We start from the raw sequence: 23399 nt of genomic DNA, 5'->3' as shown, positions 1-23399 counted from the left end.
ATTCTGAAGATGGCGTTGCCGTGCGGCAAAGCTGTTAATCCTACCTTGAGCACAACTCTGGCACAGCCTTTGCTTTAATCAATGCGTATCGGGCGCGAATCCCCTCGCGACAAGCTCTTAATTCGAGGAGTGGCAAAATGAAACTGGTTACTGTGGTGATCAAACCTTTCAAGCTGGAAGACGTGCGCGAAGCGCTGTCTGCTGTAGGAATTCAAGGGTTGACCGTGACCGAAGTTAAAGGTTTTGGTCGTCAGAAGGGACATGCGGAGTTGTATCGTGGTGCGGAGTACAGCGTTAATTTCCTGCCAAAAGTCAAAATTGATATTGCGATTGCTGATGATCAACTTGATGAAGTGATCGATGTTATCAGTAAAGCGGCCTACACCGGCAAGATCGGTGATGGCAAAATTTTTGTTGCTGAATTGCAACGCGTTATTCGCATTCGTACCGGCGAAACTGACGAAGCAGCACTGTAATTTCGGGCTCATGACTTTAGAACATAATTTTAGAACAATAGCTTAGAGAAACAGGGGTGGGTTAATAATGAAAAAACTTCTTTCGATGATGGGACTCGGCGCTGTAGCCATGCTGCCATCACTCGCAATGGCCGCTGCGCCAGCAGTCGCGAACGGTGCTGATAACGCCTTCATGATGATTTGTACCGCATTGGTCTTGTTCATGACCGTTCCGGGTGTGGCACTGTTTTACGGCGGTTTGCTGCGTTCTAAAAACGTGTTGTCGATGCTGACTCAGGTCATCGTCACTTTTGCTCTGGTTTGTGTCCTTTGGATGCTGTATGGCTACAGTCTGGCCTTCAGCGAAGGCAACGCCTTCTTTGGTGGTTTCGGTAATGCCATGCTCAAAGGCATTGGCTTGGATTCTGTCACCGGTACCTTCTCGCAGTTGATCCACGTCGCTTTCCAATGCTCATTTGCGTGTATCACCGTGGCGCTGGTCGTCGGTGGTCTGGCAGAACGTGTACGCTTCGCTGCAGTCCTGATTTTCACTGTGATTTGGCTGACCTTCTCTTATCTGCCGATTGCACACATGGTTTGGGCAGGTGGTTTCCTGGCTGCAGATGGTGCGCTGGACTTTGCTGGCGGTACTGTCGTGCACATCAACGCCGCTATCGCGGGTCTGGTGGGTGCTTACCTGGTGGGTAAACGTGCAGGCTTTGGTAAAGAAGCATTCAAACCGCACAACCTGCCAATGGTCTTCACTGGCGCTTCAATTCTGTACGTCGGTTGGTTTGGCTTCAACGCCGGTTCAGCAAGTGCAGCAAGTTCCATCGCTGCGCTGGCCTTCCTGAATACCGTCATGGCGACAGCGGGTGCAATCCTCTCCTGGACCTTCGTTGAGTGGATGGTACGTGGTAAGCCTTCACTGCTGGGTGCGAGCTCTGGTGCTATCGCGGGTCTGGTTGCTATCACCCCTGCGTGCGGTACGGTCGGTGTGGGTGGTGCGTTAGTCATCGGTCTGATTGGGGGTGTTGCCGGCCTGTGGGGTGTGGTTACCCTGAAGAAATGGCTTAATGTGGATGACACCTGTGACGTATTCGGTGTCCACGGCGTGTGCGGTATTGTGGGTTGTATCCTGACTGGCGTATTTACTTCCAGCTCTCTGGGCGGCGTAGGCTACGCAGAAGGCGTGACTATGGGTCATCAGGTGTTGATTCAGCTGTTAAGCGTCGGTGTTACGCTGGTATGGTCTGGTGTTGTCGCCTTCATCGCTTACAAAGTGGCGGATATGCTGGTCGGTCTGCGTGTCCCTGAAGAACAGGAACGCGAAGGTCTGGACGTCAACAGCCACGGCGAAAACGCTTACAACCAATAAAATGGGGTCAGAGAAAGCAGTGTGCTACTTGATTCTTTGATGAACAGAACATAATTAAAAAATAATGATGAAAGTAAAAGGGGCGATACCTGAGGGTATCGCCCCTTTTCTTTTACCCTAAGGTCTTATTCACTCTGGGGTTCTCTTGCGGATAACCCCTTCCTGCACCGTTGAGGCCACCAGCACGCCGTCACGGGTATAGAACTGACCGCGCACAAACCCGCGCGCGCCCGACGCTGAAGTACTTTCAACCGCGTAGAGCAGCCAGTCATCCATACGGAACGGGCGGTGGAACCACATCGAATGGTCGATAGTGGCGACCTGCATGCCTGGTTCGAGAAAGCCGATGCCGTGAGGTTGCAGCGCGGTGGGCAGGAAATTGAAATCTGACGCGTAACCGAGCAAGTACTGGTGGATGCGCAGGTCATCAGGCATGGTGCCATTGGCGCGGAACCACACCGCGCGGTTCGGTTCTTCTTTGCTGCCTTTGAGTGGGTTGTGGAATTTCACCGGGCGCATTTCGATAGGCTTCTGGCCGATGAATTTCTCCCGCACTTTTTCCGGGATCAAATGTGTCAGACTCTTGGCGATATCGGATTCCGAAATTAGTGACTCCGGTGGTGGCACGTCCGGCATGGTGTTCTGATGTTCAAACCCTTCTTCGTGGCTCTGGAAAGACGCAGTCATATAGAAAATCGGTTTGCCGTTCTGTACGGCTTTCACCCGGCGGGCGCTGAAACTGTTGCCGTCGCGCAGGATTTCCACGTCATAAATGATCGGTTTGCTGCTGTCGCCGGGACGTAAAAAATAGCTATGGAACGAATGGATCCCACGGTCGCTCGGTACGGATTGCTTGGCGGCATACAACGCTTGCCCGACAACCTGCCCGCCAAAGACCTGGCGTAAACCAAGATCTTCACTTTGACCACGAAACAACCCTTCTTCGATTTTTTCCAGATCAAGCAGATCCAGTAAGTTTTGCAGTGCCTGACTCATAGGTGGCCTCATGAAAGTAGGTCGCCTGACTGTTCGGAAAACTCCGATAAATTCATCAACAGCAGGAGGAACGGTGCGTTATCTCTTTCATAATAGTAGAAAAAAACCAAGCCAAGAAGCTGAATTTGGCGGTCGGGAGGCGGGAACCAGATTTTTGTGCCATGATTAATGCGTAAGGTGGTGAAAGCCACTGCTCATAGTCGGCGTTTATTAGAGTTGGTCGACAAGCGAAAATAAAAAGGAGAACGATCAATGAAACTTTGGCAGATTGTAGGTGGAACCGCGCTGTCTCTCACTCTGGCCGGTTGCGCTTCGCAGCACTCTACTCCAGCGCAGGAAGCTCCTGCCAATACCTCGGCAAGTCCGTCAGGCCCGGCGATAACCGGCCCGAATGTATCCGGTACGGTGAATATTTCTCAACGCATTGCTCTGCCGCCTGACGCCGTTTTGACGGTAACGATGTCTGATGCCTCGATGTCCGATGCACCATCCCGCGTCATTGCGCAGAAAGTGGCCCGTACCGGTGGTAAACAGTCACCCTTTACCTTTATTCTGCCATACAACCCTCAGGATATCGCGCCAAACGCACGCGTGATCTTGAGTGCAGCTGTGACGGTAAATGGTCAGATGACCTTCATCACCGACTCGGTGAAAGAAGTGGTCAACCGTGGACAGGGTACCCGTGCTGACTTGCAGTTAGTGCCCGTTGCTTCCGTACCAGTCGCTACCAAACCAGCAGGCCTGGGACCGATGAGCAATCCGAATAACCCGGGGCTTGAAGCTGCACCGACCGCACCTGCTCCGGCACCGGTCGATCCGGCGCCAGCTCAGCCAATGTATTAATACCCGGCGAAAGGACAATGAGCGTCAAAAACACCGCTGCGGCGGTGTTTTTTTATGGATGTTAATCACCACTTCCAACCATATTTCTCCAGATCAATACGTCCGTTTTCAAACATAATGCCTTCTGATAGCAGCGCTTGCCGCTGACGTTTGAAATCTTCACCCTGCTGGGAGATCTCGCCGTGACGGTTAATCACCCGGTGCCAGGGCAGCGAACTGCCTTCGGGTAATCTTCTGAGTACCCCGCCGACCTGACGAGCGGCGCGTGGAGAACCGGCCAACTGCGCCACGTTGCCATAAGTCGTGACTTGCCCCGGCGGAATGGCCGCGATTATCTGATAGACGCGCTGGCGAAAATTATCTGTCTCCGACATGGTTGGCTCCTCAGTGTGGATGCCCCCATTATGCCGTAAACCCTGATTTCATAAAGCTTCTTACATGGCGAAGGAATCGGGGGGTTGTATAAGAAAACAACGGTCGTCGGCGGTTACCTTGCTTTTGGCGCGCCCATCCCTGATAATGCAGACCGCTTCGATTCTCCTGCATGGGGACACGGAGCCAGTAATGACAATGGGGGCCCTGTTGGTTCTCCCGCAACACTAACTTGTTAACTCGGTCAGGTCCGGAAGGAAGCAGCCGCAGCAGGCGTCGTGTGTGCCGGGATGTAGCTGGCAGGGCCTCCACCATTTCTGTCATACCCTCTTTTTTACCCGTATTTTCCCCCCTGTATTTTCCCTGAGTCATTTTCTGCGCCCATAAAAAAGGGCACGATCATCGCACCCTGTTTTTAACACGATTTCCAATCGTCAGTGATGCACGAGTGTCGTGAAGTAGTAGGCCAGCGGAATCGCCAAAATGTACAGCCCCAGCGGTACCTCCCGCGCTTTTCCCGCCACCACTTTAATGATGATGTAAAACAGTAGGCCGCCGGCAATACCGGTACCAAAACTGTTGGAAATCAGGGTGATCATCACCATCATCAGCACCGGTAAACCGTCGGTGAAATTCGCCAGGTCCACTTTGCGCAGGCCGCTGAACATATTCAGGCCGATAAGAATCAGCGCAGGGGCGGTGGCTTCTTTGGGGATCATCAACGCAATGGGTGTGAAAAGCAGTGTCAGCAGGAACATCACTGCGGCCGTCAGTGCCGTCAGCCCGGTTTTTCCGCCCGCTTCTGCCGCTGCAGAGGATTCAATCAGCGCAGTGGCCGCCGGAATACCGACGAGGGGACCGAGTGCGGCAGCAATCGAGTCCACCATAAACGGACGGTTGATGTGCGGCATATTGCCTTGTTCATCCAGCAGGCCGGCTTCACCGCCGACTGCCAGCGTGGTTCCCATGGTAGAGAAGAATTCCGACGCAAAGAAAATGAACAGGAAGGGTAAGAAAGCAATATTAATGGCACCGATCAGATCAACTTTACCTAACAGCGGCGCGAGCGAGTGCGGCATCGAAAGCCATTGCGGCGGCAGATGCGTTACGCCAAAAGGAATACCGACCAGCGTGGATAACAAAATCGCCCATAAGATTGCGCCTGGTACTTTTCTTGCCTCTAAACCAACTGCGGCCAGTAAGCCGAGCAGGGCTATCAGCGCGCCGGGTGAGGTGAAATCACCCAACGCCAGTGCACTGTTTTTGGCATTCGCCAGCACCAGACCGGCATTACGAAACCCGAGCAGCGCGATGAAAATGCCGATGGATGCTGTCAGCCCGAGCTTGATTGACTGAGGCACCGAGCGCGTCACCACTTCCCGCAGCCCAAACACCGTCATCACGAAGAACAGAATTCCCGACCAGCAGGCGATCCCCAGCGCAACGGGCCAACTGATGCCATCTCCCGCCAGTGTGATCCCAACCAGTACCGAACCGCCTATGCCGGGGCCGACCATAAAAGGCAAGTTGGCATAGAACGCCATCAGCAGCGTCCCCAGCACAAATACCAGGATCACGCCGGTAGTGGCTGCACCTTTATCGATACCGCCGGTCGCCAGCAGACCGGGGATCACCACCAATAAATAGGCCGCTGCCAGGAAACCGGTGATACCCGCCAGACACTCGGTTTTTACCCGCGTGCCACGCTGGCGCAATTGAAAACGTCGCTGTAACCAGCTTTCGTCGCTGGCCGTCGCGACGTTTTTAATGGAACTGTCAGTCATGATGAAAACTCCCTGAAACGTTCTGTTTATTATGATGTTGTTTTTGCTATCACTGTTTCAACGGCGTGTTTGTGCACGCCGTTACGCGTCGTTTTCCCAAATTTCGAGGACAGGGTCGACAACTTCGCGTAATTCACCGTCGGTCAGGCCTAAATCCGTCAAGTGCGGGCCGGCATTGCAAGCCAGACACGTGCCTTCAATGGCTTTAAATACCCGATAAGGGGGTTCCCAATCGGCGATTTGGCCGCTGAGTTCCCGCAGGTTTTTAAACTGTTCGGCCAGCTGTGCGGCAGGCAAGTCTGACAACATGCCTGCAATTGGCATAGCGATATGGGCCAGCAACGCACCGTTCTGACTGAGCGCCATGCCACCGCCGCTGGTGATAAGCTGATTTGCCGCCAGCATCATGTCGGCCGGGTCACGGCCCAGCACCACCAGATTGTGCGAGTCATGGGAATAGGAGGTAGCAATCGCGCCGCGTAACTCTCCCCAGCCTTCCAGCAGAGCCATGCGCGGCGTGGCGTCGTGGCGGCCATGGCGGTGTTTGACCCAAATCAGGCTAAAGCCCGCGGGGATCTGCACTACGCCTTCACGAACTTCTACCGTCACTTCGCCCCACTGGGTAAAGCGTGCGCCTTTAATATTACGCAGCCGCGCCTGACCGTTTTTCAGGCCAGGAATGTGCAGCTGGAAATCTTCGGCAACTTGCGCTGAAAGGCGCATCGTGTCGCGCGGTGGCAGAACATCGCTGGCGGCTGGTGGGCTAAACAGCAGTTTACCGTTGAGCGAAACGCACTTGCCCGCCACGTAGACCCGCAGCGGATTGAGCGTTTCCAGTGAGTCAAAGATGACCAGATCGGCGATGCGCCCGGAGGCGATCAAGCCTAAGTCAGGACGCTGCATACGGATTGCGGCATTGAAAGTTGCCATGCGAAGCACGTCTTCAGCCCGCAGACCGTGGGATATAAGCAGTTTAATTAGCGCGATCAAACCGCCTTTTTCTAATAAATGGTCCGGCGGGACATCATCGGTGCACAGGGTGATTTGCGAGGAGAGGTGCGGAAGCGTTTTTAGTGCGACCACAATGTCAGCCAACAAATAGGGGTGCGAACCGCGAATTTGCAGCGTCAGGCCGGCGCGAAGCTTTTCGAGAGCATCTTCTGCCGAGGTGAGTTCGTGGTCGGAGGTGATTCCGGCGGCGAGGTACGCTTGTAACCCGGCACCTTTCAGGCCGCGCGCATGACCTTCGATAAGTTTGCCACTGCGCAAGCCTGCCTCAAGGATCTCCAGCATTTTCTCGCTGCCATTGAGTACGCCGTGCATGTCCATCACTTCTGCCACACCCGCCACTTCCGGCCAGCTCAACATGGTTTCCATCTCCAGACCGCCGAATTCAGCCCCTGACATTTCAAGATCAGGGGTGGAAGGGACGCTGGATGGCGCGGCGCAAATCACTCTCAAGGGCAGATTACGGCTGGAGTCCACCGCATAGCGCACACCGTCTACGCCCAGCACATTCGCCAGCTCATGGGGATCCCAGAACACGGTCGTGGTGCCCTGTGCGACGACGATCTCTGCGTAGCGCTCCGGTGGCAGATGCGAACTTTCGATATGAACGTGAGTATCAATCAGCCCCGGAGATAAGTAGGCGCCTGCCAGGTCATCAACGTTTTCGGTTTGAGTAAACTTTCCGCACGGATGCACGCTGGCAATCATGCTGCCGGTCATGCCTACATCGGCGTTGCGGATTTCGCCAGTGACCATATCGATAACCCGGGTGTTAACTAGCAGACGGTCAAAAGGGATATTGCCTAAAGCTGCCTGTACCGCGCGCTGACGCAGGGCGATGTCAGAAGCATAATTATTCATGGATAAAGTCCGTAAGCGGAAAGTCATCAGGCTAATGTAGGGAGCGGAATGGGGTTTGCACAGATGATTTATTTTATCGCTCTATAAGAAGGGGTTATGCTGAGCAATCGTTTCCCTTTATGACAGGATCACCGCAAGCTATGTCTGAACCCTGGCGCCGACTGCCTGCGTTATCCCTCAAGCAGGTGCAATATTTCGTGACTCTGGCGCAGTTGCGCAGTTTCACGGAAACCGCAAACAGGCTGGCGATCAGCCAGCCTGCGCTCAGCAGTGCGTTACGGCAAATAGAGTCGGTATTGGGTGGGAAGCTGCTTAATCGCACTGCGCAGGCCGTGACACTAACGGAGCTTGGTGTGGCGATATTGCCTCATGCGGAACGGCTGCTGAATGTTGCACACAGTGCGTTTGATGATATGCAGCAAATCATGCAGCAGGGCGGTGATGGCACGCTGCGCATCGGATTAGTGCCTTCGGTGAGTACGTTGTTGTTTCCTGCTGTACCGCAGTTACTTTCCGAACACTTCCCTACAATGCGCGTCGAATTTCACGATCTGACCAACGATGCGCTGTTGGTTGAGTTGGATAATGGTTCACTGGATTTCGGCATTGGCGCGGCAGACAGCACGGTGCCTGACAGCCTGACGGTTTATCCTCTGCTTGAGGATCCATTTGTGGTGGTGATGCGTAAGGACGATGTATTAGCAGAAACGCACAATTTACCTTGGCGGCAATTAGCTAAAAGGCCCATTGCGCTGTTTCTGAAAGGGAATGTCAGCAGGCTGGTGACGGCAATAGTCGAGAGTCACAAAATCAACCTGAGCATAAACTATCGCGTCGATTTTCAGGAAACCCTGTACGGACTGGTGCGTTCACGGCTGGCGCTGGCCATTTTACCCCAATTGTATACAGCCTCGCTCAATGACGATGAATTAACGGTCATTCCGTTGCAGCAACCAACGCTGAGTCGAACTGTCGCCATGATGCGTAAACCTGCACCTTTGCGTTCGCCGCAAACGGAGCAGTGTTTTCAATTTTTATTAAGGGCTTTTCAGGAAAGAATTAAGAAAGATAGTTAAGCATTTCAATAAACAGAACAGTTAAGGGCGAGGAATGTTTTTGCTGATATAATAACCATTGGGCCAGTCATATTACTGGCCCAATGAAGACATTTATGAACAACGTTAACGTACGAATTTCCAAACGGCAACCGGCACTTTGTCGTAGAGCTTATTCATGGTTAGCTCTGCCAGGCGGTGATCGGCTGCGGAGTAAAACAACTCTAGTTCATCGTCGGAAAGTTCATACTTGTTTTTCTCAATGACGCGCTCAAGTGTATCAATTGTGGTGCATTTTCTTAAACGCATCAAATAGTCGAATTTGTTCATCATGGCCTTTTCGTTATTAATCTCAAATACTGCGGGTAAAGTATTACTTAAGTTTTCATCAGGGTACAGACGTACTCACCTGAGAACATTCTGAATAGTCGTTTTTTGGTCTTTTGCCATTGACGTAAATCAGAATCATTAATTCCATAATTACTGAACAAGGTATAGGTATCATCCAGATACTCTTCAACCAGATCGCTCAGGTGGTTGTCATCAGGATATTTTATTTTGAAGCTCATCACGAAAGACGCAATGTGTTCGATCAGTTCATTAAGTTGCAGATTGACCGCTGATGTCGGGTCGTTAACCCAGCCGTGGTGGCTGTCCCCCAGCGTCGCAATTCCTTCGTCGTACAGGTTTTCATTCAGGAACCGCAACTGTGCTATATCATGTCGCTTAGGCGAGTACTCATCCATATCATCCCCTCCGTAATGGCTTATTCGGTGTTGATAACACTCAGTGAGTAAACAACAAAACTTGGTGGCTTACGGGATAACAGCAACGTCGAAACGCTTTGAACGACAAACTAAAACATTTGTTGCTACTCAACAATAAACACAGATAACAGTGAAACGTTGAAAAGAGGGTTTATTAAAATGACCACATTATAAATGTAATTCATTTTCCCAAACTTACGCAAACGTATTACTCAAACTTACAATTCATCCGTCATTGTAGAGCGTATTGTATCAATAATATCAAATTCTAGTGCATGAGGTTTAACGTTAAATGACACGCGTTCAGTGGTGGACTCATCAGAATTTATGTCCAGACAACCATTAAAAATTGTCCATTTGAACTGATAACTCATTGAATATGATTCGTTACCCATCGGGGTGATAGACGTAACCTTCAAAGAGCTGGGCGTATATTGGGCATTTTCAGAGTAATAACTCAAATCGCCAACCAAAGGGTCTTCGATATCTGAAAGATGCCCTTCAATTACATGTTGTAAATACGCGACGGAAAGTTCTTTCCCATCGATTTCATAAGGGATTAATTTCTTCATGCGATTCCCCTCTTTGAAATGGTCGTAATCTTATTATTACATATTTTCCAACAGAATGTGTCTGGGCTTGAAATTTTTTTTACCCCAGCTTGTTTTATATCTTTATGATTTATAGGTTTTTTATTGTTAGTTCATATTTAATTACCTTTTACTTACATGAATTCAACTAAGCGCTGTCTGCGCTCCAGACGCAGAGGGGGCTTTCTCACGGGCAGTAACGCGGCGGGACATAAAAGATTACAACCTCAGCCATTGAATAAAAGTCTTGTGTGTGATGTTATACTATAACAAAAAAGAGGCTTCCCATGCACAAAACGCTATTTACTCTCTCTGCACTTACCCGCTGCGGTGCTGCTATCACTCTGTTGGCATTGCTTTGGGGTGGTATTTATTGGGCTATTTCATTGCCATGATTTCAGTTAATGAACTTTCCGTCGGCTATGACCGGCGCGCAGTGGCGATGCCAATCAATGGACGTTTTGCCATGGGGTCGCTGACCGCCATTATCGGCGCGAATGGTGCAGGTAAATCAACCTTCCTGAAAACGCTGGCAGGGCTACAGGCGCCTGTCGCGGGAAAAGTCAGTTTCGAGGACACAGGCTGCGACGGTAAGCGGCCACGGTTGGCGTATTTACCTCAGCAGGCTGAGCTGGACCGCGCGTTTCCTATCAGCGTTTTTGATCTGGTTGCCATGGGCTGTTGGCCGCAAAGTGGATTATTTGGCGGCATTAGCCGCCGGTCGGTAGTGCAGGTGACAGAGGCACTGGAGACAGTCGGTATGAGTGATATGGCGCATTGGCCTGTCGGTGAGCTGTCCGGTGGGCAATTGCAACGTACACTGTTTGCGCGACTGCTTATTCAGCAGGCGCCGCTTATTATGCTAGATGAACCATTCACTGGCATCGACAGTCAGACCATTGAACTGCTGCTAAAGGTGATTGCCCTGTGGCACCGTGAAGGAAAAACGGTCATTGCAGTTTTGCACGATATTTCCATGGTAGCGCGTCATTTCCCTCAGGTTTTATATCTCAGTGCTGAGCGCAATATCTGGGGAACCACCGATGATGTCCTCAATAATTTCCCCAACCGGACGCATGCCTGCGTCTCTACTGAGACTTTTAGTCTGGCAGCCGGGGTCACCGCGTCATGATACTTTTACATCTCCTTACTGATCCTTTTATCGAATTCGGCTTTATGCGCCGTGCCTTAATTGCCTGTCTGGCGCTTTCCATCAGCGCCACGCCGTTAGGTGTTTTTCTCTTGCTGCGCAGGATGAGCCTGGTGGGCGATGCCTTATCTCACGCCGTTTTACCGGGGGCGGCTATTGGCTATTTAATCTCAGGAATGTCTTTGGTGGCGATGGGGATCGGCGGGTTTATTGCCGGTCTGGCTGTCGCCATGCTTTCCGGGCTGGTAAGTCGCCGCACCCAACTGAAAGAGGATGCCAGTTTTGCCGGGTTCTATCTGGGCTCTTTGGCGCTCGGTGTGACGCTGGTGTCGTTACGCGGTTCCAGCGTGGATTTACTGCACGTGTTGTTTGGTTCGATTCTGGCGATCGACTCTTCGGCCATCGTCATGGTGGGCATTATTACCAGCGTTTCACTGCTGGTGTTGGCTGCGGTTTACCGTGCGCTGGTGATTGAATCGTTTGACTCGCTTTTTCTGCGAGTCAGTGCCGGTAAATGGCTGGCGGCGATCCATGGGATATTCCTGGCGCTGGTGGTGGTGAACCTGGTGGCCGGCTTCCAAATCCTCGGCACATTGATGTCCGTCGGGCTGATGATGTTGCCCGCTGCCAGTGCACGCTTTTGGGCGCGTGACCTGCCGCATACCATTCTCAGCGCGATGGTGATTGGCGTCATCAGCAGCGTGGTTGGCCTGGTGTGGTCTTACTATGCATCGCTGCCGGCAGGGCCGGCGATTGTTCTCAGCGCCAGCGTTATTTTCTTTATCTCAGTCTTATTTGGAACGCGGGGCGGCATGTTGACTGCATCGCGTCGTTAAGCAGTACCACAAGAAAGGAGAAATGATGAAACGTTTACCTGTTGCTCTGGCAGTAGCTGCCCTGCTGTCGAGCCCGCTGGCCATGGCGAAAACTGTTAATGCTGTGGCCAGTTTTTCAATTTTAGGGGATATCGTCCACGAAGTCGGTGGTGAGCATGTGAAAGTCACCAGCCTGGTCGGTCCCGATGGTGATCCGCACAGCTTCGAGCCTTCGCCAAAAGACAGTAAAGCCATCAACGCCTCCGACGTCGTTTTCGTCAGTGGTCTGGGCCTGGAAGGGTGGATCGACCGTCTGGTTTCCGCCTCAGGCTATAAAGGCAAAGTGGTTACCGCATCAGACGGCGTGAACTCGCGTCAGATGGTAGACGACGGGAAACAAATCACCGATCCGCATGCCTGGAACAGTATGGCGAATGGTGTCATTTATGCGACCAACGTAATGAATGCGCTAATTGCGGCGGATCCTGAAGACGCGGATTATTTCCGTCAGCGTGGCGGTGCCTATATAGACCAACTGAAAAAGTTGGATGAATGGGCTAAGTCTGAGTTCGCCGGTATTCCACAAGAGAAGCGTAAAGTGCTGACCAGCCATGATGCCTTTGGTTATTTTGGTCGTGAGTACAAGGTTACCTTTATGGCACCGGTCGGTTTTTCAACCGAGTCAGAAGCCAGTGCCAGCGGTGTGGCATCGTTGATCAAACAGATCAAGGAAGAGAAGGTCAAAACCTACTTTATTGAGAATCAGACGGATCCTCGTCTGGTGAAGCAAATCGCTGCCGCAACAGGCGCGCAGGCGGGGGGCGAACTTTACCCAGAAGCGCTGTCAGGACCGAAAGGACCGGCAACTACCTATGAGAAAGCCTTTAAACACAACGTTGAATCTATTGTCGCCAGCATGAAGTAAGTGCCAACCCCCTTCCGTACCCAGTGCGGAAAGGGGATCATCATTTCTGTCATAACGAAAAGCCCCGTCGGGCAAGCGACGGGGCTTTTTTTATCTTCAGAAAAAGAAGCGTTTTAAGAAAATTAGCGTCTCTTCTTCTTACCCTGTACAGCCTTAAAGCGTGGATTACTTTTGCAAATCACGTAAATACGGCCTTTGCGACGAACAACCCGGCAGTCCGGGTGACGATTTTTGGCCGAGCGCAATGAACTTAATACCTGCATCTTGACTCCCTAAATACGTATTACTTTTTACCCAGGAAGCTGCCGAAACGCTGGTTGAAGCGCGCGGTACTGCCTTCTTTTGAGTACTCTTTCTGCTTACCGGTGTAATACGGGTGCGAGGCAGAAGAGACTTCGATAGTGATGTACGGGAAGGTATTGCCTTCCAGTTCAATGGTGCGATCGGTTTTGATGGTGGAGCCGACTTTGAAATATTCGTCTGCGCTGGTGTCGTGAAATACCACGGTGCGGTAAGCAGGATGGATACCGGGTTTCATATTGGCCTCTATTGTTATGTTATACTATAACAATAGTATGCACCGGTTCGTTTTGTGGTTCAAGCCTCTTTAGGCAAAAAAAAAGGCCGCTTGCGCGGCCTTCATGATGTTCTTTCATCCGTTACGGATTGTGGTGCTCTGGTGCATGCGTATGTTCGATATCCACGTTCTTCTTACCGAAGCGGCGGCGAACCACCACGAAGAAGACCGGAACAAAGAAGATCGCCAGCAGCGTTGCGGTGATCATCCCGCCCATTACGCCAGTACCTACGGCGTTCTGTGCACCTGAACCGGCACCACTACTGATAACCAGCGGCATAACACCGAGGATGAATGCCAGTGACGTCATCAGAATCGGACGTAAACGCATACGAACAGCTTCGAGTGTCGCCTCAATCAGACCCTTACCTTCTTTGTCCATCAGGTCTTTGGCGAACTCTACAATCAATATGGCGTTCTTCGCTGACAATCCAATGGTGGTCAACAGGCCCACCTGGAAGTAAACGTCATTGCTCAGGCCGCGCATGGTGGCCGCGATCAATGCCCCCACAACGCCGAGTGGAACAACCAGCATAACCGAGAACGGTATAGACCAGCTCTCATACAAGGCGGCCAGACACAGGAAGACCACTATCAGGGAGATGGCATACAGGGCAGGGGCCTGGTTACCAGATAAACGTTCCTGATAGGACAGACCTGTCCAGTCGTAACCGATACCGCTAGGCAGTTTCGACGCCAGGGATTCCATCATCGCCATTGCATCACCACTACTCTTGCCTGGTGATGGCTGGCCGAGGATTTCCATCGACGGTAAACCGTTATAGCGTTCCAGACGCGGCGAACCGTATTCCCATTTCGCGCTCGAGAACGAGGAGAATGGAACCATCTGACCGGTGCTGTTTCGGACATAGAGGTTATCGATGTCTTTCGGCAACATACGGTATTGGCTGTCGGCCTGAATGTACACTTTCTTCACGCGACCACGGTCGATGAAGTCGTTGACATAGCTACCACCAATCGACGCACCCAGCGTGGTGTTGATATCAGAAATGGACACACCAAGCGCGGTGGCTTTTTCCTGATCGATTTCAATTTTAAACTGTGGTGTATCTTCCAGTCCGTTTGGACGCACCTGAGTCAGCAAGTCAGGATGTTGAGCAATCATGCCCAGTAACTGGTTACGTGCCTGCGTCAGTTTGTCATGTCCAAGGTTAGCCTGGTCAATCAACTGGAAGTCAAAACCTGTCGCCGTACCCAACTCAACAATTGCGGGTAAGTTGAACGGGAACACCAATGCATCTTTAATGGTGCTGAACGCACCCATTGCACGGCCTGCTATAGCAGGAACTTTGTTTTCAGCACCGCTACGCTCAGACCAGTCTTTCAGACTGATGAACGCTATACCGGTGTTCTGTCCACGACCGGCGAAGCCAAAGCCGTTAACGGTAAACACTGAGTTCACGTTGGCTTTTTCTTTGGTCAGATAATAGTTGCTGACTTCATCGAGCACTTTCTGCGTACGTTCCTGAGTCGCACCTGCAGGCAACTGCGCCATGGTCAGGAATACGCCCTGGTCTTCTTCCGGCAGGAAGGAGGTTGGCAGGCGGATAAACAGCAACGCCATCCCAACTACGATCAGCAGATAAATCAGCAAGTAACGACCAGTGCTGCGCAGAATGTTGCCTACGCTGTCGGTATAGTGGTGTGCGCTTTGGTCAAATTTCTTGTTAAACCAGCCGAAGAAACCTTTTTTCTCGCCGTGGTCGCCCTTGGCAATAGGTTTAAGCATGGTGGCACACAATGCCGGGGTCAGGATCATCGCTACCAGCACTGACAGCACCATCGCGGAAACGATGGTAATGGAGAACTGACGGTAGATAACACCGGTAGAACCACCGAAGAAGGCCATCGGGATAAATACCGCTGACAGCACCATGGCAATACCTACCAGTGCGCCCTGGATCTGCTCCATCGACTTCTTAGTGGCTTCTTTTGGCGGCAGGCCCTCTTCGGCCATGACACGCTCGACGTTTTCTACCACCACGATAGCATCATCTACTAACAGGCCTATCGCGAGCACCATCCCGAACATCGTCAGGGTGTTTATCGAATAGCCAAACGCGGCCAGGATCGCAAATGTACCTAACAGAACCACCGGCACGGCAATCGTTGGGATCAACGTGGCGCGGAAGTTTTGCAGGAACAGGAACATCACCAGGAAGACCAGAACGATGGCTTCGAACAGCGTTTTGCCTACTTCTTTAATCGAGATTTTAACGAACGGCGTGGTGTCATACGGGTAAACAACCTCTAAGCCCGCCGGGAAGAACGGCTGAAGCTTAGCCAGCGTCGCCTTGACGGATGCTGCAGTATCAAGGGCGTTAGCGCCAGTGGCGAGTTTAATACCCAAACCTGATGCCGGTTGTCCATTGAAGCGGGCAATAACGTCGTAGTTTTCACCACCCAGTTCGATTTTTGCCACGTCTTTCAGACGAACCTGCGAGCCGTCGGTATTCACTTTCAGAATGATTTTACCGAATTCATCCGTAGACTTCAGACGGGTCTGCGCCACGATGGATGAGTTCAACTGCTGGCCTGGAACCGGTGGAGTACCACCCAGTTGACCTGCTGCAATCTGGTTGTTCTGAATTTTAATCGCATTGATAACATCAACCGGCGTCAGCTGGAAATTATTCAGTTTGTTTGGATCCATCCAGATACGCATTGCGTACTGAGCACCAAACAGCTGAACATCACCCACACCGTTAGTTCGGCTGATAGGGTCTTTGATGTTAGAACCAACGTAGTCGGCGATGTCATCCTGGTTCATCGTACCGTTGTTGGAAATAAAGCCTGCCACCATCAGGAAGCTGCTGCTCGATTTCTCAACCGAAATACCCTGCTGTTGAACTTCCTGCGGCAGCAACGGCGTTGCTAACTGCAGTTTGTTCTGCACCTGCACCTGCGCGATATCCGCATCAGTGCCGGAGGCAAAGGTGATAGTTATCTGAACGGTACCCGACGAGTCACTGGTCGAGGACATGTACATCATGTTATCGATGCCGTTCATGTTCTGTTCAATAACCTGAGTTACGGTATCCTGAACCGTTTGCGCATCTGCGCCCGGATAAGTTGCGGTCAGCTGGATAGCCGGTGGCGCAACGGTTGGATACTGTGCGATTGGCAAACTCATGATTGCCAACCCACCCGCCAACATGATGATGATGGCGATAACCCATGCAAATATCGGGCGATCTATAAAAAACTTAGCCATGAATTACCGGCTCCTATTAAGACTTCGGCGCTGTATCAGATGCAGGCTTTTTATCAGCACCTGCGTTTTGATCGACTTCCTGCGCATTGACCTGCACGCCTGGCTTGATTTTCTGCAATCCGGTCACGATGATTTTGTCACCCGATTTCAGACCATCGGTCACAACCCATTTGTCGCCAATGGCTTGTGATGTCACGACAGTGCGAAGTTCAACTTTGTTATCTGCGCCAACGACCATCGCAGTCGCATCACCGCGTGGATTACGGGTGATACCTTGCTGAGGTGCCAGTAACGCATTCTCATTCACACCTTCATCAAGACGGGCGCGAACGAACATGCCAGGCAACAGCTCATCTTTCGGGTTAGGGAAGACAGCACGCAGCGTAATGGAGCCAGTGGTTTCGTCAACGGTAACATCAGAGAATTCCAATGTACCCGCCTGCGAATATTCACTACCGTTATCTAACAGCAATTTAACCTGGGCTTTACCGTTAGCTTGTTTAATCGAACCGTTAGCCAGTTCCTGTTTCAGACGCAGGAAATCATTGCTGGACTGAGTAACGTCAACATAGATAGGGTCAAGTTGTTGAACCGTCGCCAGAGCATTCGCCTGACCATTAGTCACCAGTGCGCCTTCGGTCACCGACGATTTGCCAATACGGCCGGAAATCGGTGAAGTCACTTTGGTGTAGGCCAAATTAATACGGGCAGATTCAACAGCCGCTTTAGCCGCGACAACTGTCGCATCAGCCTGGGCAGCGGTAGAGAAGGCCGTGTCATAGTCTTGTTTACTGATGTAGTTGGTGCCCAGCAATGACTTGTAGCGGTTAACTGTCACACGGGAAACCTGAGCATTAGCCTGAGCTTTAACCAGATCACCTTTAGCGCTGTCATAGGCAGCCTGATAGGTAGCCGGGTCAATTTGATACAAGGACATGCCTGCTTTAATGTCACTGCCTTCAACGAAGTTACGTTTAAGGATAATTCCGGTGACTTGTGGGCGGACTTCTGCGATACGGAAAGAGGCAGTACGACCCGGAAGCTCAGTTGTCACATTCAAAGGCGCAGATTTTAGCGTAACAACGCCGACGTCTGGCGCTTTATGCGCACCCTGTGGAGCTTCTTTATCGTTACATCCTGTAAGTGCTAAGCTTCCGGAAAGCATCAGAACTACCGCCAGAGGCGTTAACCCTCTGTTTTTGTTCATAAATAAACCTCAAGTGTCCGATTTCAAATTGTCCAATGGATCACAAGCTTTTAAACCCATTGCTGCGCTTTTTATATGTGCATGCTATGTTACATACATTCCCGAATGTATGTAAATCAAACGCCCCCAAAAGCTAACCCTATGGCACGAAAAACCAAATTACAGGCACTTGAAACACGGCAGCAGATTATTAATGCTGCGGTACGGGAATTTTCTGCCCGCGGAGTTGCTTCTACTTCGTTGACCGATATTGCTAATGCAGCCGGTGTAACACGGGGCGCTATCTACTGGCATTTCAAAAATAAAGTGGAACTGTTTAACGGCGTCTGGGAACAATGTGAATCCCAGATACATGATCTCGAATTAGAGTATCAGACAAAGTTTCCTAATAATCCACTGCGTATTCTGCGTGAGATACTGATTTACATTTTACGTGCCACAGCAACGGATACCCGTCGTAGGGCATTGATGGAAATTATATTTCACAAATGTGAATTTGTGGGGGAGATGACCTCGGTTCATGACGCACGAAAAGCGCTTTATATGGAAGGCTATGGCAAAGTGGAGCGGATCCTGCAGCGATGCATTGAGGCTGAACAATTGCCGAAAGATCTTCACCCGCGACAGGCGGCCATTATATTGCGCGCCTATTTGACCGGGTTGATGGAGAACTGGTTGTTTATCCCTGAGAGCTTTGATTTGGAGTGTCAGGCAGGCCAGTTCATTGATACTTATATAGAAATGTTACAATTGTGTCCCAGTCTCTTGCTGCCTAAAAAAGCCCTCTGATTTCCCCTGGCCTTTTCCCCGGTTTTCCTGCTGTGCTTTGTTGTATTCTGACACGCTTTTCCCCTCTTTTGGCTCTGGGTCAGCTGTTATTGTGGTGTTAATATCATTCTCTCTTTTTTGACATGAAGTTAACTCATGCTTAGCCGATTTTGCGCGTTGTTCTCCACACTGTGGTTATCTTTGTTTTCGCTGAGACTGTGGCGTGTACTGGCATTTATATTGACCGTATTCCTCGGCGCTTTCAGCCTTTCACCCGCCAGCGCGGCAGTCAGCAATGATTTACCCACGCGTAATGAAGTGCAAAATCAGCTCGATTCACTGACTAAGCAGAAAAGCCTGACCCCGGTCGAGAAACTTTCCCAGCAGGATTTAATTCATACCCTTGAATATCTGGATGCGCTTGAGCGTGTCAAACAGGATGCCGCGCAACTGCGCCAGCAGGTCAGCGAGGCCCCCGCTAAGTTACGGGCTGCCACTGACGGCCTGGAAAAACTGAAAAATGGTAATAATGATGGTGTGACTCAGGAGTCTCTGGCTGCGCTGTCGCTGCGTCAGTTGGAAAGCCACCTGACTGACACACTTGATGATCTCCAGTCATCACAGGATGATTTATCCACCTTCAATACCCAACTGATCTCATTACAAACCCAGCCTGAGCGTGTGCAAAACGCGATGTACACTTATTCGCTGGGTATTCAGAAAATTCGAAATCAACTCAATGGGTTGTCACCAAGTCAGGAGAACCTGAGGGCGAGCCAGCAGACCATGCTGATGGCGCAGCAGGCATTGTTGAGTGCGCAGATAGACTTCCAGCGTAAAAGTCTTGAAGCCAACACCACCTTGCAGGATTTATTGCAAAAGCAGCGTGACTTCACTAATGCTCATATCAGCCAACTGGAGCGCGTGGCGCAGATTTTCCAGCAGGTGGTGAATGGTAAACGGCTGACCTTGTCTGAGCGTACGGCCAAAGCGGCGCAAACGCCGGATGACAACTCTAACATTCAAAATGATCCGTTGGTGGCGCAGGAGTTGGGGATCAACCGCACGCTCAGCCAGCGCCTGATTGCCGCGACGGAAGCGGGCAATCAGCTGGTTCAAAAGAACATCACCATCAAAAACTGGCTCGACCGTTCCTCTCAGGCTGAACATGACCTGAAAGAGCAGATCAGCGTGCTGAAAGGTAGCCTGTTGCTGTCCCGCATTCTTTACCAGCAGCAGCAAAATACCACTCCGCCGACGGGCCTTATCACCGACATGAGCACCCGTATTGCGGACCTGCGCCTTGAGCAGTTCACCATAAACCAGCAGCGTGATGCGTTATTCCAGGGGGACACCTATATTCAGAGTGTGGTGGATAGCAGCAAAGAGAAGATCAACGAAAATATCAGTGACGCGTTGGACCAGATTGTGGATATGCGCCGTGAACTGCTTGATCAGCTCAATAAGCAACTTGGTAACCAGCTCTCTCTGGCGATTAACCTGCAAATCAACCAGCAGCAGTTAATGAGCATTAATGAGTCGCTGACTCAAACCCTGACGCAGCAGATTTTCTGGGTGAGCAGTAACAAACCAATGAACTGGGAGTTCATAAAGTCTTTGCCTGGTGAGGTAAAAACGCAGGTCAGCGAGTTTCACCTGAATATGCCGCGGGGCGAACTGATGCTAGGTGCGCTGCACTCTTTGCCGGTGACCGTCCCTCTCTTGTTGGTTATTTTAGTCCTGCTCTGGCGCAAAAAATCCATTGATAAGCATATCGACAACCTCAACAACGATGTGGGGCAGCTAAAGCGCGATACGCAAATGCATACACCACGTGCTCTGCTGCTTACGTTGCTGAACACGCTGCCGCTGGTGCTATTTGTTATTGGCGTAGGGTATTGGTTCTCACAGTGCGACATTCATCTCAGTGACTTCCTGTGGACGCTGTCACAGCGGCTGGCCGTTTTCCTGCTGATCATGGGTTTTTGTTACCGCCTGCTCAAGCCAAATGGTGTGAGCGAGCGTCATTTCAACACGCCAGCTAAACAGTGTGCCCATTATCGCAGGTCTGTGGTGCGGTTGAGTTTGGTGATGTTGCCGCTGATATTCTGGTCGGTAGGCGGCGAAAAAGCACCACTGGGATTGGTTGATGACATCATCGGGCAGGTGGTGATTTTACTGACGCTGGCGGTGCTGGCCGTCCTGGTTTTCCCTATCTGCCGCGACGGCTGGCGTGAGAAAAACTCGCAAACCGTGCGCCTCACGATTGTGACCGCGATTGCCCTTGCGCCGGTATTTTTGATTGGCCTGATGCTGGCCGGGTATTTCTATACGACCCTGCGTCTGGCCGGGCGCTGGATAGACAGCCTCTATTTGCTGATCCTGTGGAATTTCACCTATCAGACCGCATTGCGCGGCTTAAGCGTTGCTGCGCGTCGGCTGGCTTACCGGCGTGCGCTGGCACGGCGTCAAAGTAATAGTGCCAAAGAGGGGGCGGAAGGTAGCGAGGTCATCGAAGAGCAGCCACTCGGCTTGGATCAAATTAACCAACAATCTCTGCGTCTGACCACCATGGCACTGTTCTTTGTCTTTGCCTCGGTGTTCTACTGGATTTGGTCCGACTTACTGACGGTTATCTCTTATCTTGACAGCATCAGCCTGTGGCACTACTCAAGTAATGTTGCCGGCGCGGTGGTGCAGCAAACGGTCACGCTCGGTAATCTGCTGCTGGCGTTTGTTGCTATCATCGTCGCCTACGTGATGACCCGAAACCTACCCGGTTTACTGGAAGTGCTGGTGCTCTCGCGACTGCAATTACGGCAGGGGGCTTCTTACGCCATCACGACCATTCTCAGTTATTCGATCACCGTGATCGGTATTATCACCGTGCTGGGATCGCTTGGCGTATCTTGGGACAAACTGCAGTGGCTGGTCGCCGCGCTGTCGGTGGGGTTGGGCTTTGGTTTGCAGGAGATTTTCGCCAACTTCGTATCGGGCCTGATCATCTTGTTCGAACGCCCGATCCGCATTGGTGATACGGTCACCATCGGCACCTATTCAGGTTCGGTCAGCCGTATCCGCATCCGCGCCACAACTATTACTGATTTCGATCGAAAAGAAGTGATCATTCCAAACAAAGCCTTCGTCACGGAAAGACTGATCAACTGGTCATTGTCTGACACGGTGACCCGCGTCTTGATCAAAATTGGTGTGGCTTATGGATCGGATCTGGAAAAAGTGAAAGAGATCCTGCTACAGGCCGCCCACGATAACCCACGCGTGATGAGTGATCCGGCTCCTCAGGTCTTCTTCCTCAATTTTGGTGCCAGCACGCTCGATCACGAATTGCGTCTGTATGTGCGCGAACTGGGCGACCGCAGTTACACCGTTGATGAATTGAACCGCAGCATCGATAAACTGTGCCGCGAAAATGGCATCAGTATTGCTTTCAATCAGCTTGAGGTTTACTTGCATAACCAGAACGGTGATGAGGAAGTACAGGAAGTGAAACGCAGCGTGCGCCAGCCTGGCGATGAACCCGATGCCTTGCCACAAAACCAGAATTAATTCAGTGGGTCTGAGGGAATGTCATGTGGCATTCCCTGCATTTTCTGCCGCCGTAAAGGGGCATAAGAACGATGTTCTTTAGCGCTATAAATAGCTGACGGACAGCGTGTTTTTGCTGGCTTTGAGCTTTTCCTGATAATCACGGCGCACAATTTCCAGCGCAGCCAGTGCTGTCTCGGGGGCAATTTCATTGCTCTCAAGCAGGTAGATCAAATCAACAGCGAGCTGTAGCTCGGGTGATGCGTTTTCAACAGACATGGAAGCCAACATTCATTGTAGTGTGCGATATAAAGATCCCGTGTTATATGATCAACGACGCAGCAAAACGTCCTTATCACCGGATCCGAAGCTAACCTGACGCAGGTTCTGCGAGAATGTTTACACGCTATTCACCGCATTTTGGAAATATTAATGATTCAGGGTCGAGAACTGATTATAGATATAAACGCCGGTGGCTGGCCTACCCTTTTCAAAAATTGTGATAAAGATTTAAAAACCTTTTTCCTGCCTTTCAATCTGTCGTTCTATTTTTGCCAGCGCCTGTCTGCATCGCATTAAACGCCCTTCCAGCGCGGCCAACTCTTTCTGCATCTGCTGCTGTTCGTTAAAGGTGGCGAGCTGGCCCAGCGTACTCTCCCTGTCCTGAATCATCGCCATCAGGCGGCGTTCGAACTGCTGATGCTCTGCCAGCCGGGTATAGTTGTCATGACTTTTGCGTTCGGGGGACTGATTATTTTTACGCACGGCCTGCGTTGCGAGTTCTCGTTGCAGAGCGGTGATTTGAGAAACCAGTCTTTCGGCTACAAAGGCAACCTGAGCCTGGCGTTTCTCCCTGACCACCTGATTCAGCTGGCTGAGATTAAGGCGGATTTCTGCCAGGTAATCTCGCAGACGTGTCCCTTTGGTCGCAAACAGCGCCACGTCGAAACGGGCCTGCTGGGCTGAAACATGGCCGATAGGTTCAATCTCGCTCGCCAGCGTTTCAATTTGCTGGCTGAGGGCGTGCAGAATTTGTTCAGTGCTCACAGGGTTTCTCCGATATCGAC

At 51.3% G+C, this 23399-nt stretch carries 22 protein-coding genes and 1 other RNA gene; 10 read left to right on the top strand and 13 right to left on the bottom strand.

Annotated features, from left to right (window positions below; translation table 11 throughout):
• Positions 1–137: 137 nt before the first annotated feature.
• A complete protein-coding gene (gene glnK / locus EAH77_RS04860; RefSeq protein ID WP_009639071.1) occupies positions 138–476 on the top strand; it encodes a P-II family nitrogen regulator in 339 nt (112 codons plus the stop codon).
• 67 nt (positions 477–543) lie between these two features.
• Complete coding sequence (amtB, locus tag EAH77_RS04855; protein ID WP_140470675.1) at positions 544–1833, top strand: ammonium transporter AmtB; 1290 nt, start codon at positions 544–546, stop codon at positions 1831–1833.
• Positions 1834–1962: 129 nt separating this feature from the next.
• Here the strand turns inward: amtB and tesB are convergent, their stop codons facing one another.
• Entirely contained in the window at positions 1963–2829 is an 867-nt protein-coding gene (gene tesB, locus EAH77_RS04850; protein WP_140470674.1) for an acyl-CoA thioesterase II, read from the bottom strand.
• A gap of 252 nt (positions 2830–3081) precedes the next feature.
• On the opposite strand from tesB, the gene EAH77_RS04845 reads away from it, so the two are divergent.
• Positions 3082–3672: a YbaY family lipoprotein gene (locus EAH77_RS04845; RefSeq protein WP_140470673.1), complete on the top strand. Its 591-nt coding sequence runs from the start codon at positions 3082–3084 to the stop codon at positions 3670–3672.
• A 65-nt stretch (positions 3673–3737) separates the two neighbouring features.
• On the opposite strand, the gene EAH77_RS04840 is transcribed toward EAH77_RS04845, so the two are convergent.
• Positions 3738–4046 carry an MGMT family protein gene (locus EAH77_RS04840; RefSeq protein WP_140470672.1) on the bottom strand — a complete coding sequence of 103 codons (309 nt, stop codon included), beginning with the start codon at positions 4044–4046 and terminating at the stop codon, positions 3738–3740.
• Positions 4047–4252: 206 nt separating this feature from the next.
• Here EAH77_RS04840 and ffs point away from each other — a divergent pair.
• Positions 4253–4349, top strand: an RNA gene (ffs, locus tag EAH77_RS04835) — signal recognition particle sRNA small type.
• A gap of 129 nt (positions 4350–4478) precedes the next feature.
• On the opposite strand, the gene EAH77_RS04830 is transcribed toward ffs, so the two are convergent.
• Positions 4479–5828: an NCS2 family permease gene (locus tag EAH77_RS04830; RefSeq protein ID WP_140470671.1), complete on the bottom strand. Its 1350-nt coding sequence runs from the start codon at positions 5826–5828 to the stop codon at positions 4479–4481.
• A gap of 81 nt (positions 5829–5909) precedes the next feature.
• Positions 5910–7697 (bottom strand): adenine deaminase, encoded by a 1788-nt coding sequence (locus EAH77_RS04825; RefSeq protein WP_140470670.1) that lies wholly within the window; start codon positions 7695–7697, stop codon positions 5910–5912.
• A gap of 140 nt (positions 7698–7837) precedes the next feature.
• Between EAH77_RS04825 and EAH77_RS04820 the strand changes: the two genes are divergently transcribed.
• Positions 7838–8773: a LysR family transcriptional regulator gene (locus EAH77_RS04820; protein WP_140470669.1), complete on the top strand. Its 936-nt coding sequence runs from the start codon at positions 7838–7840 to the stop codon at positions 8771–8773.
• Positions 8774–8878: 105 nt separating this feature from the next.
• On the opposite strand, the gene EAH77_RS04815 is transcribed toward EAH77_RS04820, so the two are convergent.
• The 3 genes from EAH77_RS04815 to EAH77_RS04805 form a co-directional block, all read right to left on the bottom strand.
• Positions 8879–9082: an HHA domain-containing protein gene (locus tag EAH77_RS04815; protein ID WP_140470870.1), complete on the bottom strand. Its 204-nt coding sequence runs from the start codon at positions 9080–9082 to the stop codon at positions 8879–8881.
• Positions 9083–9129: 47 nt separating this feature from the next.
• Complete coding sequence (gene tomB, locus EAH77_RS04810) at positions 9130–9498, bottom strand: Hha toxicity modulator TomB (RefSeq protein ID WP_140470668.1); 369 nt, start codon at positions 9496–9498, stop codon at positions 9130–9132.
• 239 nt (positions 9499–9737) lie between these two features.
• The gene (locus EAH77_RS04805; protein ID WP_140470667.1) at positions 9738–10091 is read right to left on the bottom strand and encodes a hypothetical protein; all 354 of its coding nucleotides are present in this window, start codon (positions 10089–10091) and stop codon (positions 9738–9740) included.
• Positions 10092–10500: 409 nt separating this feature from the next.
• On the opposite strand from EAH77_RS04805, the gene EAH77_RS04800 reads away from it, so the two are divergent.
• The 3 genes from EAH77_RS04800 to EAH77_RS04790 are packed head-to-tail and all read left to right on the top strand — an operon-like array spanning position 10501 to position 12999.
• The gene (locus tag EAH77_RS04800; RefSeq protein ID WP_194150477.1) at positions 10501–11241 is read left to right on the top strand and encodes a metal ABC transporter ATP-binding protein; all 741 of its coding nucleotides are present in this window, start codon (positions 10501–10503) and stop codon (positions 11239–11241) included.
• Positions 11238–12095: a metal ABC transporter permease gene (locus EAH77_RS04795; RefSeq protein ID WP_140470665.1), complete on the top strand. Its 858-nt coding sequence runs from the start codon at positions 11238–11240 to the stop codon at positions 12093–12095. The genes EAH77_RS04800 and EAH77_RS04795 overlap by 4 nt, the downstream gene beginning before the upstream one ends.
• A 25-nt stretch (positions 12096–12120) precedes the next feature.
• Positions 12121–12999 (top strand): metal ABC transporter substrate-binding protein, encoded by an 879-nt coding sequence (locus tag EAH77_RS04790; RefSeq protein ID WP_140470664.1) that lies wholly within the window; start codon positions 12121–12123, stop codon positions 12997–12999.
• Between the two features lie 122 nt (positions 13000–13121).
• Here EAH77_RS04790 and ykgO read toward each other — a convergent pair whose 3' ends face one another.
• The 4 genes from ykgO to EAH77_RS04770 all read right to left on the bottom strand — a co-directional run bounded on the left by ykgO (position 13122) and on the right by EAH77_RS04770 (position 18018).
• Positions 13122–13262 carry a type B 50S ribosomal protein L36 gene (gene ykgO / locus EAH77_RS04785; protein ID WP_140470663.1) on the bottom strand — a complete coding sequence of 47 codons (141 nt, stop codon included), beginning with the start codon at positions 13260–13262 and terminating at the stop codon, positions 13122–13124.
• A 20-nt stretch (positions 13263–13282) separates the two neighbouring features.
• Positions 13283–13537, bottom strand: a complete 255-nt coding sequence (locus EAH77_RS04780) for a type B 50S ribosomal protein L31 (protein ID WP_140470662.1) — start codon at positions 13535–13537, stop codon at positions 13283–13285.
• A 121-nt stretch (positions 13538–13658) separates the two neighbouring features.
• Entirely contained in the window at positions 13659–16811 is a 3153-nt protein-coding gene (gene acrB / locus EAH77_RS04775) for a multidrug efflux RND transporter permease subunit AcrB (RefSeq protein WP_140470661.1), read from the bottom strand.
• A gap of 16 nt (positions 16812–16827) precedes the next feature.
• Positions 16828–18018, bottom strand: coding sequence for an efflux RND transporter periplasmic adaptor subunit (locus EAH77_RS04770; RefSeq protein WP_140470660.1), 1191 nt, complete (start codon positions 18016–18018; stop codon positions 16828–16830).
• 141 nt (positions 18019–18159) lie between these two features.
• Here EAH77_RS04770 and acrR point away from each other — a divergent pair, with 141 nt between their 5' ends.
• Together acrR and mscK are read left to right on the top strand one after the other, a co-directional pair.
• A complete protein-coding gene (acrR, locus tag EAH77_RS04765) occupies positions 18160–18807 on the top strand; it encodes a multidrug efflux transporter transcriptional repressor AcrR (protein WP_140470659.1) in 648 nt (215 codons plus the stop codon).
• A gap of 195 nt (positions 18808–19002) precedes the next feature.
• Positions 19003–22353, top strand: coding sequence for a mechanosensitive channel MscK (gene mscK, locus EAH77_RS04760; protein ID WP_431306748.1), 3351 nt, complete (start codon positions 19003–19005; stop codon positions 22351–22353).
• A gap of 84 nt (positions 22354–22437) precedes the next feature.
• On the opposite strand, the gene rsmS is transcribed toward mscK, so the two are convergent.
• Both rsmS and priC read right to left on the bottom strand, forming a co-directional pair.
• Positions 22438–22611 carry a pleiotropic regulatory protein RsmS gene (gene rsmS / locus EAH77_RS04755; RefSeq protein WP_140470657.1) on the bottom strand — a complete coding sequence of 58 codons (174 nt, stop codon included), beginning with the start codon at positions 22609–22611 and terminating at the stop codon, positions 22438–22440.
• Positions 22612–22842: 231 nt separating this feature from the next.
• Positions 22843–23379, bottom strand: coding sequence for a primosomal replication protein PriC (priC, locus tag EAH77_RS04750; RefSeq protein WP_140470656.1), 537 nt, complete (start codon positions 23377–23379; stop codon positions 22843–22845).
• Positions 23380–23399: the final 20 nt, after the last annotated feature.

It is taken from the genome of Ewingella americana, from assembly GCF_006438725.1.
In the GTDB taxonomy this organism is placed as follows: Bacteria; Pseudomonadota; Gammaproteobacteria; order Enterobacterales; family Enterobacteriaceae; genus Ewingella; species Ewingella americana_A.
The sequence above is the reverse complement of the archived record's forward strand: the minus strand, read 5'-3'. Positions and strand labels throughout refer to the sequence as shown.